16 protein-coding genes are annotated in these 17229 nt (G+C 46.3%); 9 read left to right on the top strand and 7 right to left on the bottom strand.

Translation table 11 applies throughout. The features are described from left to right. Positions 1-12: 12 nt before the first annotated feature. Together nrfD and dsrO are read right to left on the bottom strand one after the other, a co-directional pair. Positions 13-1149, bottom strand: a complete 1137-nt coding sequence (nrfD, locus tag ATG66_RS14445; RefSeq protein ID WP_098415985.1) for an NrfD/PsrC family molybdoenzyme membrane anchor subunit — start codon at positions 1147-1149, stop codon at positions 13-15. Beyond that, positions 1146-1913, bottom strand: coding sequence for a sulfate reduction electron transfer complex DsrMKJOP subunit DsrO (dsrO, locus tag ATG66_RS14440; protein ID WP_098415984.1), 768 nt, complete (start codon positions 1911-1913; stop codon positions 1146-1148). Before dsrO ends, nrfD begins: the two co-directional genes overlap by 4 nt. 179 nt (positions 1914-2092) lie before the next feature. Between dsrO and ATG66_RS14435 the strand changes: the two genes are divergently transcribed. The 5 genes from ATG66_RS14435 (at position 2093) to ATG66_RS14415 (ending at position 7804) form a co-directional block, all read left to right on the top strand. Further along, entirely contained in the window at positions 2093-3913 is a 1821-nt protein-coding gene (locus ATG66_RS14435; protein ID WP_098415983.1) for a sensor histidine kinase, read from the top strand. Positions 3914-3933: 20 nt separating this feature from the next. Continuing rightward, on the top strand, positions 3934-4539 hold the full coding sequence (locus ATG66_RS14430) for a response regulator transcription factor (protein ID WP_098415982.1): 606 nt from the start codon (positions 3934-3936) through the stop codon (positions 4537-4539). Positions 4540-4718: 179 nt separating this feature from the next. Beyond that, a complete protein-coding gene (locus ATG66_RS14425) occupies positions 4719-5117 on the top strand; it encodes a hypothetical protein (RefSeq protein ID WP_098415981.1) in 399 nt (132 codons plus the stop codon). A 63-nt stretch (positions 5118-5180) separates the two neighbouring features. Beyond that, positions 5181-7292, top strand: a complete 2112-nt coding sequence (locus tag ATG66_RS14420) for a protein-disulfide reductase DsbD family protein (RefSeq protein WP_098415980.1) — start codon at positions 5181-5183, stop codon at positions 7290-7292. Beyond that, positions 7289-7804, top strand: coding sequence for a protein disulfide oxidoreductase (locus tag ATG66_RS14415; protein ID WP_098415979.1), 516 nt, complete (start codon positions 7289-7291; stop codon positions 7802-7804). The genes ATG66_RS14420 and ATG66_RS14415 overlap by 4 nt, the downstream gene beginning before the upstream one ends. 49 nt (positions 7805-7853) lie before the next feature. Here ATG66_RS14415 and napF read toward each other — a convergent pair whose 3' ends face one another. Next, positions 7854-8372, bottom strand: a complete 519-nt coding sequence (gene napF / locus ATG66_RS14410) for a ferredoxin-type protein NapF (protein ID WP_098415978.1) — start codon at positions 8370-8372, stop codon at positions 7854-7856. Then, positions 8356-8943 (bottom strand): molecular chaperone TorD family protein, encoded by a 588-nt coding sequence (locus tag ATG66_RS14405; protein ID WP_098415977.1) that lies wholly within the window; start codon positions 8941-8943, stop codon positions 8356-8358. Before ATG66_RS14405 ends, napF begins: the two co-directional genes overlap by 17 nt. 201 nt (positions 8944-9144) lie before the next feature. On the opposite strand from ATG66_RS14405, the gene ATG66_RS14400 reads away from it, so the two are divergent. The 4 genes from ATG66_RS14400 (at position 9145) to ATG66_RS14385 (ending at position 13835) form a co-directional block, all read left to right on the top strand. Next, the gene (locus tag ATG66_RS14400; protein WP_098415976.1) at positions 9145-11589 is read left to right on the top strand and encodes a DmsA/YnfE/YnfF family dimethyl sulfoxide reductase; all 2445 of its coding nucleotides are present in this window, start codon (positions 9145-9147) and stop codon (positions 11587-11589) included. A gap of 11 nt (positions 11590-11600) precedes the next feature. After that, the gene (locus tag ATG66_RS14395; RefSeq protein WP_098415975.1) at positions 11601-12221 is read left to right on the top strand and encodes a DMSO/selenate family reductase complex B subunit; all 621 of its coding nucleotides are present in this window, start codon (positions 11601-11603) and stop codon (positions 12219-12221) included. A gap of 1 nt (position 12222) precedes the next feature. Continuing rightward, positions 12223-13068, top strand: coding sequence for a dimethyl sulfoxide reductase anchor subunit family protein (locus tag ATG66_RS14390; protein ID WP_098415974.1), 846 nt, complete (start codon positions 12223-12225; stop codon positions 13066-13068). Positions 13069-13292: 224 nt separating this feature from the next. Beyond that, positions 13293-13835 carry a hydrolase gene (locus ATG66_RS14385; RefSeq protein ID WP_179885694.1) on the top strand — a complete coding sequence of 181 codons (543 nt, stop codon included), beginning with the start codon at positions 13293-13295 and terminating at the stop codon, positions 13833-13835. A gap of 44 nt (positions 13836-13879) precedes the next feature. On the opposite strand, the gene ATG66_RS14380 is transcribed toward ATG66_RS14385, so the two are convergent. The 3 genes from ATG66_RS14380 to ATG66_RS14370 form a co-directional block, all read right to left on the bottom strand. Then, on the bottom strand, positions 13880-14776 hold the full coding sequence (locus ATG66_RS14380; RefSeq protein WP_098415972.1) for a 1-aminocyclopropane-1-carboxylate deaminase/D-cysteine desulfhydrase: 897 nt from the start codon (positions 14774-14776) through the stop codon (positions 13880-13882). Between the two features lie 93 nt (positions 14777-14869). Then, complete coding sequence (locus ATG66_RS14375; protein ID WP_098415971.1) at positions 14870-16168, bottom strand: sensor histidine kinase; 1299 nt, start codon at positions 16166-16168, stop codon at positions 14870-14872. Continuing rightward, positions 16165-16842, bottom strand: coding sequence for a response regulator transcription factor (locus ATG66_RS14370; RefSeq protein WP_098415970.1), 678 nt, complete (start codon positions 16840-16842; stop codon positions 16165-16167). The genes ATG66_RS14375 and ATG66_RS14370 overlap by 4 nt, the downstream gene beginning before the upstream one ends. Positions 16843-17229: the final 387 nt, after the last annotated feature.

Genomic DNA, 17229 nt, shown 5'->3' with positions numbered 1-17229 from the left:
AATCCTCTTCGATTAGCGTTCAGTTAAGGTGAATGAAGTCGCGTTTGCTTCGGTGTTCTTTTTAGGCTGAATCAGTTCTGAGCCGAGTAAAGCCAATGCAAGCCACAACCCGAGCATGCCTACAATGCCTATCCAGCCGTTACCATCCATGGATAGTTGGTATGGATAAAGTCCTGCATCGTATTTGGCGATAGTTTGTACTTCCATGATCGTGACCCAACGAACCAGCCAAGCACTGGTTAAAGCAACCAACGATATGCAAGCAACCCCCATAGTGCGTCGCAAGCTCGTCGATGTAATGGCGGAGGTTTTATTGTCACGTAGTGTGATAAGCGTGAGTAATACGCAACCTAAGGTGATAAAAGTGAGTAGGGCAATGTGACTGACCCACTGCTCGCTTGAGTAGAGAGAAAAGGTCGCGTTATTAGAAGCCCAAATCGGCAGGAGTATCAGAGTCAACACGCCGCTAATGACTAACGCTTTTCTGAGTAAGTTAGTATCACCCGCAGTGAGGTTTTTTGACTGTTGAGGTATCAGTAGCCAAATCAGCAAAGCAAAGCCGATAGCGCCCATAAATGCGGTAACGAACCAAAGAATGGGTGATGCTGGTTGATGCCATAAAGAACGTGATTGAACGATGGCAATTTCAGCCCCGGTATAGAGTGCGATGCTTAGGCCAGAAAACACGGTTACCCCAGAGACCATAAGCATGGTTCTGCGTGTGATTGCCCACTCACCGAGTGACAATTTCGATAACAGCGGCAATATTTTTCCCGGTTGATGGCGCAAAGCCATAAGATCATGACGCAGATACAACCACGCGGTTATGACTGCTAAACCAGAAAAAACAGGCAAAAAGAGTGAGCCTAAAGACATCCAAGACCATGGCGTGATATGGGCGTAAAAATGCCACGCACGTCCGGGTTGGTGCAAATCCCCGGTTAAAGCCAGTGGACCGACAATAGCACCGATGGCTAAAGTCAGCACCAAGGCGACACGAAGTCGATGGCTGGTATGTTGTTCAAACAGCAAAGCAATTAAGAACAAAATAGCGGCAGCGTAAGCCGAGCCGATGTAGAAGAAATACTGCACAGCCCACGGTAGCCAAGCCATTGCTTGAGGTTGGATTAACACTTCAGTGATGTTCATGCGTGTTCTCCTTGTGGGTCGTAAATGGCGGGTTGCGCATCGACAGGGTGAGTAAAACGTTCATCCATTCCGATATAAAACACATGTGGCTTAGTGCCTTCGTTGGGTTTAAGCACTTTGATGTCATCTTGATGCTTCGCAATTAAGTGGCGAATTTCGCTGGTTGGATCATTTAAATCACCGATAACGCGAGCACCACCGACACAGGTTTCCACACAAGCAGGCAGTAAGCCTTGCTCTAAACGGTGTGCACAAAAGGTGCATTTGTCTGCGGTTAGGGTTTCTTCGTTAATAAAGCGAGCGTCATAAGGGCACGCTTGCACGCAGTATGCACAGGCCACACAGCGGCTGTTATCGACCATGACGATGCCATCTTCACGTTGAAACGTGGCTTGAACAGGGCAAACCGGCACACACGGCGGATTATCGCAGTGGTTGCAGAGGCGAGGCAGCATAAAGGCTTTGGCTTCTTTAGTGGCCTTGGAACCATCATCTAGGATGACTTCATACTGTTTCACCGTGGTACGAAATTGGCCGATAGGCGCTTGGTTCTCAATACTGCAACCCACGGTGCAAGCTTGACAGCCGACACATTTCCGTAAATCAATGACCATGGCATAGCGTTTGCCGACCTGTCCTTTTCGGTCGGCGGATTGGTTATTTCGAATAACATTTCCCGCGGTTGCGGTACCAATACCAGCGACGGGGATCAGCGCCGCACCGGCTGTGACGGCGCTGAGAAAGCGACGTTTGGTGGAATCCATAACTCACCTGCTTAGTTGTATTTAATCTGACTGACTGCATCCATTGTGAGAAATGCGTCGTGATGCTGATATAGTGGATTTCCACATACCCAGACCAAAGTTGATCTAAAACAAATGTGGTTTACGCTGCGTTGCTGCTATCCTTGCGGCACACTTTCGACGGAACGATTTGATTCATCATGAAAAACGCACCGCCGCTGCTTCAGTTTTTGATTCTTTGCTTGGCTGCATTTTCGCTTGTGGCTCAAGCTACCTCTACCATTCAAGGCCCACAGCACGACGTTAAGCCGCAAGCCGACATCGGCGTTTTAGCGATACGTGGCCACCTTTACGCAGAGCAGCGATGGCAGCCAACCATCGATTGGTTAAATCAGCAAATTACTGATGTGCATTTTGTGCTTCATCCGCTCAATTTGGATGAGATGGGAGAAGCGGTGAAGTTTCAAAGCATGGATTTCATCTTAACCAACCCTGGCCAAGCCGTTCGATTGGGTCGGCAATATGCGCTTTCTTGGATGGCGACACTGACCAGTCGCGCGCCGAAAAACTCGAATTACGGCATTGGTTCTGCGTTAGTGGTGCGTGCTAACTCTTCTTATCAATCATTGCAAGACGTCATGGGATTGCCAGTGGCTGCGGTCTCGGAAAAAGCTTTTGGGGGCTATCTGACGTTGCGTTACCAAATCGTAGAAATGGGACTCGATCCGAACGATTTTTTCGCGGATGTTCGTTATCTCGGTTTCCCTATTGATGCAAACTTGTACCAGTTGCGCGATGGCAATGTTCAAGCTGCCGTCGTTCCGGCTTGTTTATTAGAACAGATGCAAAGGGAAGGGCTGTTACAGCCAGACGGTTTCCGGGTTTTGAACCCACAGTCAAGCGAACGGTCATCTTGCGCCGTTTCAACGTCTCTCTATCCCAATTGGTCGTTTGCTAAAACAGAGCGAGGCGCTTCGCTACTGGCGAAAAGAGTGGCGCAGCAATTGCTCGCCATGCCGCCGGAACATCCTGCGATTATCGCCGCAGGCGCATCGGGATGGACCTCTCCCGTTAGCTTGTTGACGATTGATAAGCTTTATCAGGCATTAGATCTTCACCCGCTACAACAACCTTGGTGGCAAGACGCTTTACGTTGGCTACGCACCCATCAGGAGTGGGCATGGGCATTGTTCATTTTTGTGATTGTGTTAAATGCTTACCACTTTTGGCTTGAGTACCGCTTCAGCAAGAGTAAGCAAGCGCTTGAACAGACTTCATTGCGATTGAAAGAAAAAAGCGAACAGCTCGAGCATTCACAACGAGTGGCTATCGTCGGAGAAATCGGCAGCAGCCTTGCCCATGAGCTGAATCAACCGTTGGCGGCGATTCGCAATTACAGCGAAGGCGGCCTGTTACGCTTGGCCAAGAAACGTCCGCATCAAGATATTGTACCCGTGCTCGAAAAAATACAGGGACAAGTAGAAAGAGCCGATGCGATTATTCAGCGTTTAAGAAACTTAATCCGCAAACGCAGTGTCGAAAAAGCGCCGTGTAACATGGATGTGTTAATTGAAGACACGATAGAGTTGCTCCATTTTAGGATGCAAAAGCAAAATGTATCTATGGTGACCACGACAGAGGGAAAGACTCGTCCCTTATTGGCGGATGTGGTTGGGGTTCAGCAAGTGTTGGTCAATGTGATCAGCAACGCCATTGATGCTTGCGTCGACTTTCAAGAAAAATATCACATGTCAGATTATCAAGGTAAAATCGCGCTTCATACTGACTATCAAGCTAAGCGACTCTGTATTCGAGTGTTGGATAATGGTACGGGGTTAGAGCAAGACAACCCAACGCAAGCTTTTGTGAGCAGTAAACAAGAAGGGCTTGGGCTCGGCTTGACGATTTGCCGTGATGTGATGGAAATGCACGGGGGAGAGTTGGTTATCCAATCAGCCAAGCCTCATGGTTGTTTGGTTGAGCTTGTCTTTCCGTATCAAACCGAGGGTCGACAACCCTAATGCCTTAAAAGGAACATTTGATGAGCAATAGTGAAAATCCGCTGCCAGTATATGTGGTCGATGATGATGAATCAGTACGTGATTCGCTGGCATTTATGTTAGAAGAACATGATTTTGAGGTGACGACGTTTGCTGATGGACGCTCTTTTCTGGATGAAGTCGATGTCCATCACGCGGGTTGTGTGATTCTGGATAGTCGAATGCCTAACCTGCGTGGTCAACAAGTGCATCAAATATTGAATCAGGCTAATAGCCCGTTAGCGGTCATTTACTTGACGGGGCATGGTGATGTGCCAATGGCGGTTAATGCATTGCAAGCTGGCGCAGTGAACTTTTTCCAAAAGCCCGTCAAAGGTGATACGTTGGCGCAAGCGATTATACAAGGTCAGGCGCAGTCGGTATTAAGCTTTAATATGGCCGAAGCGAAAGCCGCTTACGCATCGTTAACGCCACGAGAGAAAGATATCTTGCGTTTGATTATTGAAGGAAAACGCAACATTAGAATTGCCGATGAGTTGTGTATTGCGATGCGGACGGTAGAAGTGCATCGTGCGAATTTGCTGAAAAAATTCTCAGCGAAAACGGTGGCAGAACTGGCGTATATTTACGGTAAACTAGCACTTTGATGATGTGTGAATAACCATAGTCAACTAACCTCAAGAGGTTTGGTTCAGTAAGAGTAACGTGGTTGACAGGCGCGGCCACGATTTGAACCCTGTATCTTGATGCCATTAGGCATATACAACTTGAGCTTTACGGCAACTTGGGTATTATCTTCAACGTTTTTCTCTGTTTCTGATTGATTATGAGTTTATTGACTTCACGATATAATTCGTCCAACAAACGGGCGAAATGGCTACTGGCTATGATTGGCTGGGTCGTTGTCGTGTGTTTGATGCAAAACTCTGGCTTGGCATCATCATGTTCAATAAATTATGAAACGATCTCGCCTTCGATGTTAGTGGGGGATGACGCTTATGTCGTCCAAACAGATAAAGGCAAAGACTTGAGTCAATGTGAGCTGTCTGAAAAGTTAATCCAGTTTGCTCAGCACCAACTTGAGGCGTTCATTGTTGTATTATTCGTTGGGATTTTGGTATCCGCTATTTGGCGCGGTAGTGTTGTTACCCGCGCAAGGCAATGGACGGAACCAATTCGATACAAGTATCGAGTCCATCTAACTTTTTGTGTATTCCGAGAATGACAAGTGATTTCTGACCAATGCCGTCAGCCACGTATTACATTTGTTTTTTAATTAGGAATCACTATGAATCACACGACAACAATGATTCGAACAACGTCGATATTCATCATGACGTTGGTTTTGAATCTATTTTCTCTCCAACTTTTTGCTCAGACACCCGATACCGGTTGGATGACCAATCCTCAGCACCCGCCTGTCAAAACCCGCTTCGTATTGACAGGCCAGCAAGATCCACAGGCAAAAACACTCACTGGCTATTTGGATGTGCAGTTAACGGGTGATTGGAAAACCTATTGGCGATCACCCGGGGAAGGGGGGATCGCGCCGTCTATTGATTGGCAAAACTCAAACAACCTAACCAAAGTGGATTGGCAATGGCCGTATCCTCAAAAGTTCGAATTATTGGGTATAGAAACGCTCGGTTATAAAGGCGATACCTTGTTCCCGATGACGCTGCATATTGAAGATATGTCCAAACCGGTCAAACTTGATGCAGTGTTAACCTTGTCTTCCTGCACCACCATTTGTGTGTTAACGGACTATCCAATGCAACTGACGTTTCACCCTTCAGAGTTAAACATCGATGAAGACGTGATGTTCAGTTATGCCCAGGCCGTGAGTCGCGTCCCGCAATCTTCACCATTTGTTGACGTCACACAAACAAGTTGGGATGCGGCACAATCAAAATTGCAAATCAAGCTAACGAACACGCAAGGTTGGGATAATCCGCAAGTGTTGGTCGATGGTGTCGATGAAGCAACTCGCGACTACAGCTTCAAGTTGGAGGCTATTGATCAAGAAGGCGATAGCCTAACGGCGAATTATGTGGTTGATACGTGGCTTGGTGATGTGGAACTTAATGATCAGTCTTTATTCGTCTCAATCAAAGATGCCAACCTGCTGGTGGAAGAAGTCACGCAAGCAAAAGCAGAGCCGATAGCCGCGTCATTACCGACGACTTCTTTAGCGAGTGTATTTTTATTGGCACTCCTAGGTGGATTAATTTTGAACATTATGCCTTGTGTCCTTCCGGTGCTTGGCATGAAACTCAGCAGTATCGTAGCGGCACAAGGGGTTGAGCGTCGTCAAATCCGTACGCAATTTATTGCCTCGTCATTGGGGATTCTTACCTCGTTTTGGCTACTGGCTGGCTTTATTTTAGCGTTAAAGCTGACCGGCAACGCCATCGGTTGGGGAGTTCAGTTCCAAAGCCCTTGGTTTTTGGGGGGGATGGTAGTCGTCACCAGTCTATTTGGCGCCAATATGCTAGGGCTGTTTGAAATTCGTCTTTCATCTGATACCAATACTTGGTTGGCGTCAAAAGGTGGTAACTCTCTGATCGGCCACTATGTTCAAGGCATGTTTGCCACGTTACTTGCGACGCCTTGCTCTGCGCCATTTTTAGGCACCGCCGTCGCCTTTGCATTGGGTGCAGATGTGCTGACGCTGTTTGCGACATTTACTGCGCTAGCTTTAGGCATGGCCCTGCCTTGGATTTTGGTTGCGGTTTTCCCGAGCATTGCGTTGAAGTTACCAAAACCTGGCCAATGGATGCATGTCGTTAAGATAGTGTTTGGCGTCATGCTGTTGGCAACCAGCGTTTGGTTGTTGTCTCTTATGGCGAACCACGTTCCGGTGTTATGGGTGGCTTTAATTGCGGTGGGCGCCTTGATAGTGATGATGGCTCGGGTAAAGCGAGTATACGGCGATAAGGCGTTTGCAGTCTCAAGCATCGCGTCGTTGGTGATCATTGCAGGTGGCTTATTGCTTGGCAGTGTCACCGCGAATCAGTGGGCGAAACCGCTTCCTGAGGATCTTGCGTGGCAAACATTGTCTGACGCGACAATTGAAGAACATGTCAATAATGGACGGGTGGTATTTGTGAATGTGACTGCAGATTGGTGCGTGACATGTAAAGCGAATAAGATCGGTGTCATTTTGCAAGATCCCGTTTATTCGTTATTACAAAGCCCTAATGTGGAACCATTACAAGGCGACTGGACACACCCAAATGACTCAGTGACAAACTTTTTACGATCGCATGGGCGTTATGGTGTGCCATTCAATATCGTATATGGTCCAGCGGCGCCTGAAGGTATCCCTTTACCCGTGATTTTGACTGACAACCTTGTGATCAAAGCCATGCAACAGGCGAACGGGGAGACGAGTCTGTGAACGCAGAAAAAAAACGCAAGTCACTGAAGTACTGGCTTGGTCAGGTGCTGCAAATGGTACTCATGATCACCGTGATATCGGTTGCCATCGATTGGTACCGCACCAAAGATATTCCTAAAGAGCAGGCACCGCCGTTGAGCGCAGTTATGACGAATGGTGAATACTTAGATGTGATTGCTCAAAGTCATGAAGCGCCTGTGGTCGTCTATTTTTGGGCGACATGGTGCCCAGCATGTAAGTTTGTTAGCCCAAGTGTCAGCTGGCTTAGCGATGATTATACTATTGTTGGTGTTTCAGGAACGTCTGGGCCAGATCAGCGCGTTGAACAGTTTATGCAGTCAAAAGAGTATCGTTTTGACAACATAAACGATCCCAAAGGCAAAATAATGCAAGCATGGAAAGTGAATGTCACACCAACGCTTTATATTTTGAAAAATGGCAAGGTATCTTCCATCACCACCGGCGTGACCACTCCTGTCGGAATATTGGCAAGAATTTGGTTGGCTCGTTAGTTCGCTGACACGTCAAATTGGAATATGGGCAAGAATATCAGAATATGCGTCAGCGAGGATGATTGTACAGTTGCATTACAATAGCACTGGCGTAACAACTGGCTCGACATTGGCCGCAACCATTGCATAGTTCGTGATTTAAGTGTGGCAGTTTATCGGCTTGAATAGAGATCGCGTTCTGTGGACAAGCAGAGGCACACTGCTGACACTCCATCTGCAGGTAGTTATTACAGTTTTGAGTAAAGTGCGGACGTAAGTTGATATCTATTGTCATAGCAGTATGGAGTGCATCAGTAGGGCAGGCTTTGACGCACTCACCACATAAACTGCATTCATTATAATCGAGGTTAAGTTGAGCGAGTTGATCGCCTAGTTCTATAACACTGTTCGGGCAAGCCTTTAAACAGTCACCACAACCATCGCACAGACGTTCAAATAAAGCCTCGTCCACAGCCTGAGGTGGACGAGCTACTGAGCGAGGAGTGATCTCTGACTGTTGAACCTGTTTTACTGGTTGCCGAAAACGAGTCAGAAAACCACGTCGACTATTATCAATCGATTCGTTCATCTAAATATATCTTCTTTTGCGACACATGAATGCTTTGTTTTTGAAGCAAAAAGTTTAGCCATCCCAACACATCTTTAGCTAATAATTGATAAAACAAGTTTGGTGCTTTGTCACTCAGCTGTTCTAGGTAGGTTTTCCCCCAAGGCATCAAGTGTTGACCAATTAGCTCGTGCGCGGCGGCGTTGGCGTTGCCTTGCTCAAGCAAATACGCGTAGGCTAATAGCATTAAACCGAACTGATCTTCCGGTTCACGTTGTTCTGAGTCTAAGGCGATGCCGTGTTGTTGTAAGAATAGGCGATATTGAGTATTTGACGCGCCAAATAAGACTTGTTCTTTGTCTAAGTACACTGACCCCCAAGGTGGAATCGGCATGAATCCCATCCCTTCGAATAACACGCTAAAGTCATGTTCAAGTTGTTCTGCATCCAAAGCTGAAAGTGCAATCAGCGTTTCATTTTGAAGAACATTTTCTGAGACTAGTGCGCTAACCAGTTCGATAGTTTCGGCTTTATTACGCTTGTGGTAGAACAATGTTCCCAAAAGCTTCCCAGTATTGATAATGTTTTTCATTTTGATGCTCTAATCTCGCGAAGTGTTTAGACATTCTCCAGAATATTGCTGAGAATTCACCTCAAAAATGAAAGAAAGTGACAATTTATAATAAAATTCATACTAACTTTGACATATATCAATAGAGATTGTGGTCGTTATTTTCTTAGCACGTCATTACCCCTAAAGTGTTATCGGTAAGCAATGTTAAGGCATATAATTATGACAAAAAATAAACAGCAATCTGATTTGATGAACTTGACTCGTCGTGGGTTCATTAAAGCCACTTCTGCGGTGGGGAGTGCAGCTGCTTTGGCTAGTGGTATCAGTTTACCATTTAAATCCAGCCCTGCTAATGCTGCAGAATCCGTTACGAGTGACGAGAAGGTCGTTTGGAGTGCGTGTACGGTTAACTGTGGTTCGCGCTGCCCGCTACGCATGCACGTGCAAAATGGAGAGATCAAATACGTTGAAACCGACAACACAGGTACAGACGTTTTTGGTGACAGCCCACAAGTAAGAGCGTGTTTGCGTGGCCGTTCAATGCGCCGCCGAGTGTATAACCCAGACCGACTTAAATACCCAATGAAACGGGTTGGCAAACGTGGTGAGGGTAAATTTAAGCGTATCAGCTGGGAAGAAGCTTACGATGAAATTGCGACCACGATGCAACGTCTTATCAAAGATTACGGTAATGATTCTATCTACCTAAATTACGGTACGGGCACGCTTGGCGGTACGGTGACTAAATCTTGGCCGCCGGCATCTACGTTAATCGCTCGCCTGATGAATTTATGTGGTGGCTATTTAAACCACTATGGTGATTACTCTACTGCGCAGATAGCGGAAGGTCTCAGTCACACCTACGGTGGCTGGGCGATGAATAACTCCTTCTCTGATTTGGCAAATGCGAAGCTTAACATTCAGTTCGGTAATAACCCGGCTGAGACGCGTATGTCAGGTGGTGGTTTGATTCACCACTATGTCGAGAGTAAAAACAAGTCTAATGTCAAAACCATTATTATTGACCCACGTTATACCGATACAGCCGGCGGCCGTGAAGACCAATGGATCCCAATCCGTCCATCGACCGATGCAGCGTTAGTCGCGGGATTAGCTCATGTCATGATCACTGAGAATTATGTCGATCAGGCTTTCTTAGATAAATATTGTATTGGTTACGATGAGAAAACGCTGCCAGCTTCAGCACCAAAAAACAGTGATTACAAGTCCTACATTTTAGGCTTGGGTGACGATGGCGTTGAGAAAACGCCGGAGTGGGCTTCTAAGATCACCGGCATCCCTGTCGACACTATTATCAAGTTAGCTCGTGAAATGGGCGCGAATAAACCCTGTGCGATTCATCAAGGTTGGGGTTTACAACGTACCGCTAATGGTGAATTGGCATCACGTGCAATCGCTATGTTGTCACTACTGACGGGCTCTGTTGGGGTCACGGGTGGCTCGACGGGCGCGCGCGAAAGTGACATCAATATTCCTTTTGTTCGTTTCCCTAAAGTTCCTAATCCAGTAAAAACCTCTATTTCCATGTTCTTGTGGACCGATGCGATTTATCGTCACCATGAGATGACAGATAAAACTGACGGTGTGCGTGGCGCCGAGCGTTTAGCTAACCCGATTAAGATGATCTGGAACTACGCGGGGAACTGCCTAGTAAACCAGCATGCGAATATCAATAAAACGCACGAAATTTTACAAGATGACAAAGCTTGTGAAATGGTTGTGGTTATCGATAACCACATGACTTCTTCCGCGAAATACGCCGATATTATCTTGCCGGACTTAACCACCTCGGAACAGGACGATTGGGCGATGGACGGTAAAGCATCGAATGCGCCTTACTTTATCTATGCACAACAAGCGATAGAACCTCAGTTCGAAGCAAGAAGTATCTATGAAATGTGCTCCGAGATAGCTAAGCGTATGGGGGTTGGTCAAGCGTTTACCGAAGGTCGAACACAGCAAGAGTGGGTTGAGCATTTGTATGCAGAAACTCGCAAGCAAGATCCTTCTCTGCCAACTTTTGAAGAGATGAAAGAACTGGGGATTTATAAGCGTCAATACCAACGTGATTACATCGCCTATCAAGATTTTCGTAATGATCCTGAAGCGAACCCGCTTTCAACCCCGAGTGGTAAGATCGAAATCTACTCTGAGACACTAGCGAAAATTGCCCAAGAGTGGACGCTAAAAGAAGACGAAACGATTCACCCACTGCCTGTCTATGCAGACTCGTTTGAGGGTCACAATGATCCACTGGCGGCTAAGTACCCATTGCAGCTAACAGGGTTTCACTTTAAAGCGCGTTGCCACTCTACTTACGGTAATGTTGCTTTGCTTAAAGCAGCAGCGCGTCAGGAAGTATGGATTAACCCTATCGATGCTCAGGCTCGTGGAATCAAAAATGGCGATATGGTGAGCATCTTTAATGATCGTGGTGAAGTGCATATACCAGCCAAAGTGACGCCACGTATTTTGCCGAATGTCGTTGCGTTAGGCGAAGGTGCCTGGTACGCGCCTGATGGACAAAAAATCGATCATGCTGGTTCGATTAACGTATTAACCACCCAACGACCTAGCCCACTAGCGAAGGGTAACCCTCAACACACCAATTTGGTGGATATTCAGTTAGCGAACAAAGCATAAGGTAGGTCAGGATGAAACAATACGGCTTTTACATAGATTCAAGTAAATGCACAGGTTGTAAAACTTGCCAGCTTGCTTGTAAAGATTATCGGGACTTGGATGTGAAGCGTAATTATCGCCGCGTATATGAATACGCTGGCGGTGGCTTTGTCCAAGATGGGGATACGTGGATTCAAAATGATGTCTTCTCTTACTATTTGTCTATCGCGTGTAACCATTGTACAAATCCAGCGTGCGTGAAGGTGTGTCCGTCAGGGGCAATGCATAAACGAGAAGAAGATGGCTTAGTGGTCGTCGATGAAGACATTTGCATTGGCTGCCAACACTGTAGCAATGCCTGCCCGTATGGCGCACCACAGTTCAATGCCGAAAAAGGACACATGACCAAGTGTGATGGTTGTTATGAACGTGTCGCGGAAGGTAAACAACCGATGTGTGTTGAATCATGCCCACTGCGTGCGCTCGAGTTTGGTGAAATCCATGTGTTGCGAGAGAAGTATGGTGTCAACGCTGATGTGGCACCATTACCATCATCACATCTTACGTTGCCAAATATCGTGATTAAGTTAAATAAGAATGCTAAACCAACGGGCGATACCACTGGTTTCCTAGCTAACCCGAAGGAGGTTTAAGATGATTTTCCATGAGTATTCTTTAATCTTCTTTACGGTATTAGCGCAAATGGCGGTTGGCGCTTATCTACTGATCAGTGCTCGCTCGTTAGTCATGGGGTTCGATGAAGAGAAAATTAATAGTTACAAAGTGCCGATGTTTGCTTTATGGGCGATCATGGGCCTCGGGTTTCTATTCTCGACGACTCATTTGGGATCACCATTAAGAGCATTTAATTCGTTTAACCAGTTGGGTTCGGCTTGGTTATCTAATGAGGTGTTCTTTGGTGCGGCTTTCTTTGCTGTAGGCGGACTACAATGGCTGCTATCCGTATTGAAGAAAGGTGGCGCGGGCGCTCAAAAAGTCCTTATGATTGGCGCAATGGTGCTTGGCTGTATTTTTATGTATTCGATGATCAATGTATACATGATTAATACGGTACCAACTTGGTTCAATATGTACACACCATTAAGCTTCGTGATGACCATGGTGGTTTGTGGCTTGCTGTTATCACAATTGGTGATCGTTTCAGCTAAAGACAGCCGCTTCTCGGTCGATCGCAATATGGTTATCCTTGCGATTGTCGCGGTCGCGATTAGCTTGATAGTGATAGTCGGTAAAATGAATCTAGTCGGCGACATCCAAAGCTCTATTGTTAAGGCGTCAGATCTAGTGAATGGTCTAGGAAGCTACCTTGCTATACAAGTAGGACTTCTGTTGGCAGGCCTATTTATCTGGGTATTACCAATGGTGAATAAGTCGAGTGTTAATCCAGTAAACTTAACCGTGGCTCTGGTATTGATCTTAGCATCAGAGCTGGTAGGTCGTGGTCTGTTTTACAGTCTACATATGACGGTAGGGCTCTAATAAACCCTGGCCATACGCTTAGGCATAACAATATAACCCCTTCGAGGAAACTCGAGGGGGTTCTTGTTATGTGGCGTCCTTTTCTCCCCCAATGCTGGTTGAAGAGTGTGAGCAACCGTCATCTTTTTCATGTTTTTTATTCCAACATTATGGAGTCTGATACATTATCTTTACTCAACTAATTGGGTACTATTTGTTGTGGTCGATCAACATAGGAGATAGGAATGTTATCGAGAGAAAGCACCGGCTTAATTGTGGTAGATGTTCAGGGAAAGCTTGCTACATTGATGCATGAAAGTGATGCACTGATTGAAAATATCACCAAACTCGTTAAAGGTGCCAAAGCGCTGAAGTTGCCTATTCTTTGGCTAGAGCAAAACCCAGAAAGGTTGGGGCCAACGGTGGAGCCAATCCGTGAAGTGCTTGAAAAAGAACATTTGCCTATTACTAAGTACACATTTGATGGAGGCAAAGAGGCAACGTTTAAGCTGGCTGTAGAGAATGCAAACGTCGATACGTGGTTAGTTTGTGGTATTGAAGCGCACATTTGTGTTTATCAGACCGCGAGCGCTTTGCGTCAGTTTGGGTATCGTGTTGAGTTGGTGACCGATTGTATTTCTTCTCGTACCTCGACAAATAAAGCGTTGGCACTTGCGAAATTAACCGCGCATGGCGTGGTGTTAACGGGGCTGGAAATGTGCTTATATGAGATGGTAGAAGATTGTCGAGCTCCAGAATTTAAAGAGATCCTGACGCTGATTAAATAATCACTTACCACTAACGGCGCATCAAGTGCCACGTAACTTGTCGGTTACTCGAACTCTCGTTGATATCTTGGCAACATCGATTCGTTGCCAAGTAACCCTCCCTGATGAATATAGATCAATGTTTTGTCACTATTCTCTTCCAACCACGGGGTTAGGCACTGCCACATATATGGGTCGTAAAGCAGATCAAATTCGAGATCGGTTTGCTCATAAAGCGCTTTCCAAGTCATGTAATCTTCTTCGTATAAACGACCGAAATGGTGCTTGTTGCGCGCTGTTAAAACGGTCGGATGACTACGTTCATCGAGTTGGTTGAACTGCTCTGTTAAGTAGCTGGCGTCTCCCACACAAGGGCAAGTGAGTACTTCGATACCATGTGGGCTTAGATGTTTGTGAAGATACAAGGCGGTGGTACCTGTGCCGGAAGGCAGTGCTACAGCAAGTTGCTGTTTACTTCTAACTCGCGTCCAATCAAGAATCTCTCGCGCTAACTGTTTGATGCCTGATTCTGCAAGGTACGAACGTCCTCCCTCAGGAATGAACAAAGTCGAATCATCCAGTCCGCGAACTTGAGTAATGTACTCACTAGGATGAAGAGGGCTGCCAATGTCTTGCAGCGCGGTGATTTGCATGCTTAAGTCGAGCGCACCGCGATAGTTACCGATGGGGAGGCTTTTCAGCCAAGGTGGAATGCGGTGAACATAAAACTCAAACGCCCAACCTTTAATTTTGGCTAAGGCCGCCAATGAGAACATAGCGTTAGATTGAGCAGACCCATAGCTTATCAAGGTCGTGATGTGCGGATTTTGTTCTTCCATTAACGCCATAAACTTGCGCGCTTTGTTCCCAGAAAAATGAGAGTGGAGCATGTCATCACGTTTTAGAAAAAACGTATGTCCATTAAAGCGATGTTGGGTGATGGGGCTTTCTGAGAGTTTCATATTGATTCTGACGGAATGAACCGTGTCACCTTTGCCAGTTGAAAGGTGGCACAGTTTACCCGTTATTGAATGAAGGTTGTAGGAGTTTTCGCTTTAGGGTTGTGTTTGCGGATCTGATTCGGTGCTCTCAATGGACAGATCAATGCTCGCTTCGCAGCCCCCATTGGGATGTGTATTAAGGGTGAATTGCCAACCATAACGGCGACACAAATCATCTACGATCATCAGGCCTAAACCATGGCCTTCCGCATCAGGAATTGCAGAGAAGCCTTCGCCCTCATCTCGAACGTACAGCGCGCTATCTGTCATCGTAATATGAATGGCTCCCGCAGACGTGACTGCAATGGCATTGCGAATTAAATTACTCAAGATAATATTGAGTACCGCAGTGGTCGCCTTGGTTCGCGGATGGCCTAATACGCAGATGTTAAATGTGAGCGACTTTTGATCCGCTTGCGCTTGGCTGAGTGCGACAATGTGATGGAGCTCTTGCTCGGATATCATGCGAGTGGGGTTGTCATTGGCATTCCGCTCATACCGAACGAGGCTTAACAGCGCATCGACCATTGTCGACATTTGCTCTGTTGCACCTTGAATACGACCGATCTGACGCTCTTGAAAGGGAGTGCTAGGACCTCTCGCTAGCATGCTGCTTGAGCCTTTCATTACCGTTAAGGGGGTTCTCAGTTCATGACTCGCATAGCGCGCAAAGGCCTGCTCCCGCTTTATCACTTGATTGATTCGGCTTCGATACTCGTTGAGCTGATTGGCTAGGGCTTGAAACTCATTGGCTGAGCCGTCAGGAACAACGAACTTTTGAGTAGTGTCGCCTTGATGTCTATCTAATTGGGACTTTAGCGCACTGACTGGCTCGATTAAACGCTGAGACAATCTCGATAAGAGAGCACCGAAAATGAGCAGTAGTCCCGTGACAACCGCCAGTACTATCAAGATGACATACACAAATTCGGTGGAGGTGATCTCTATTTCATCGATGAGAGAAATTAAAATAATTGGATGTTCTTCGCCATCATGCGTGTAGGTGCTCATGTAAATCATGCGGGTGTCTGGCTCGTCAGCGACCTCTGCGAGAAAGTAATTTTTATCTTGAATAAAGGGTTGATAGATTTCAGGAACCAGACTGATATCGTTGTAAGCGGTGGTCAGCAAGTCGAGTTTTATCATGCCATCACTTGGGTGGCTCCGAAAATGCTCAATGGCTTCTTTCTTGTCGATCATAATTCGTCGTTCACCGACACGATCTTCTGACCAAAGCAGGGCGCCACTGACCAGAGCAAAACAGAGTAGACCAATCACAATCGATACCAACAAGAAGAACAGTTCCAAGCGTCCGGTCAGAGTTCTCGTGTTGTTAAATAAACGACGAATCACGCTTTCGACTCCAAGCGAAAGCCAACTTTGGGAATGGTTTTCAACAAATGTTCTTTGAATGGCTTGTCGAGCTGGCCCCGAAGTTGATAAATGTGGCTACGCAGTACGTCGTTATTTGGCTCATCTTCTTGCCATAAGCGAAAAGCGATCGCTTCACGCGTGACGACGTCAGGAGCGCTCTTCACCAGCATTTCCAGTATCGTATAAGTAGTAGGGTTTAATGCCAGTAGTTTGTTCTGACGATAAGCCTGATGTGTTTTTTGATCGATAAACACTTCGCCGTACTGAAGTTTGGTCGAGGCAACCGTGCCGTGGTAACGCTTTATTAATGCGGTCATACGCGCTTTAAGAATATCGAGGTCGAACGGTTTTGTTAGGTAATCGTCGGCACCATGCTGGAAGCCTTTCAGCATGTCGTCACGGCTATCGAGCGCAGTCAGCATCAATACTGGCGTGTTATTGCCCGCATCTCGTAGCTTGTTACACAGCGTTAGGCCATCCATGCGCGGCAACATAAGGTCAAGCAAAATGATGTCGAAAGCATTATCCATCGCCAGTTTTAAGCCTAACTCACCATTATCTGCGTAATCGAGTTGCATGCCAGCACACTCAAAATAATCGAACAACATTCCCGCTATTTCACGATTATCTTCCACCAAAAGTACACGCTGCATTTATTCTTATCCAATTTCGATACATTCGACTGTCAATCTTAACGAACATTATTCACTACTGGTGTGAAAAAGTTGTCGACAATGATTCTTTTATCGTTGTGTCTGCGTTCAATGTGTAACCAAAATACAGTAGTGAGGGTTCATGTAAATGTGAAACTGCTTTTTTCACTATCTATCAATTAATCCTGATGTATACGCACTAGAATTGCGGTGGTGGCAGAAGAGGTGATGGATATCATGTCGTCATCGGTGGACATCAACAACGAACTAACGACGAAGACCAGTGATCTTCATGGTGAGATGAGCAAGTTTAAGCTTGCTTAGTTAAACGAGTTTGTATCCTTCATATAACCTAACAGAGCTCGCTGCCGACAAGGTCGTTGAGAT

This window comes from Vibrio sp. ES.051, assembly GCF_002563795.1.
In the GTDB taxonomy this organism is placed as follows: Bacteria; Pseudomonadota; Gammaproteobacteria; order Enterobacterales; family Vibrionaceae; genus Vibrio.
The sequence above is the reverse complement of the archived record's forward strand: the minus strand, read 5'-3'. Positions and strand labels throughout refer to the sequence as shown.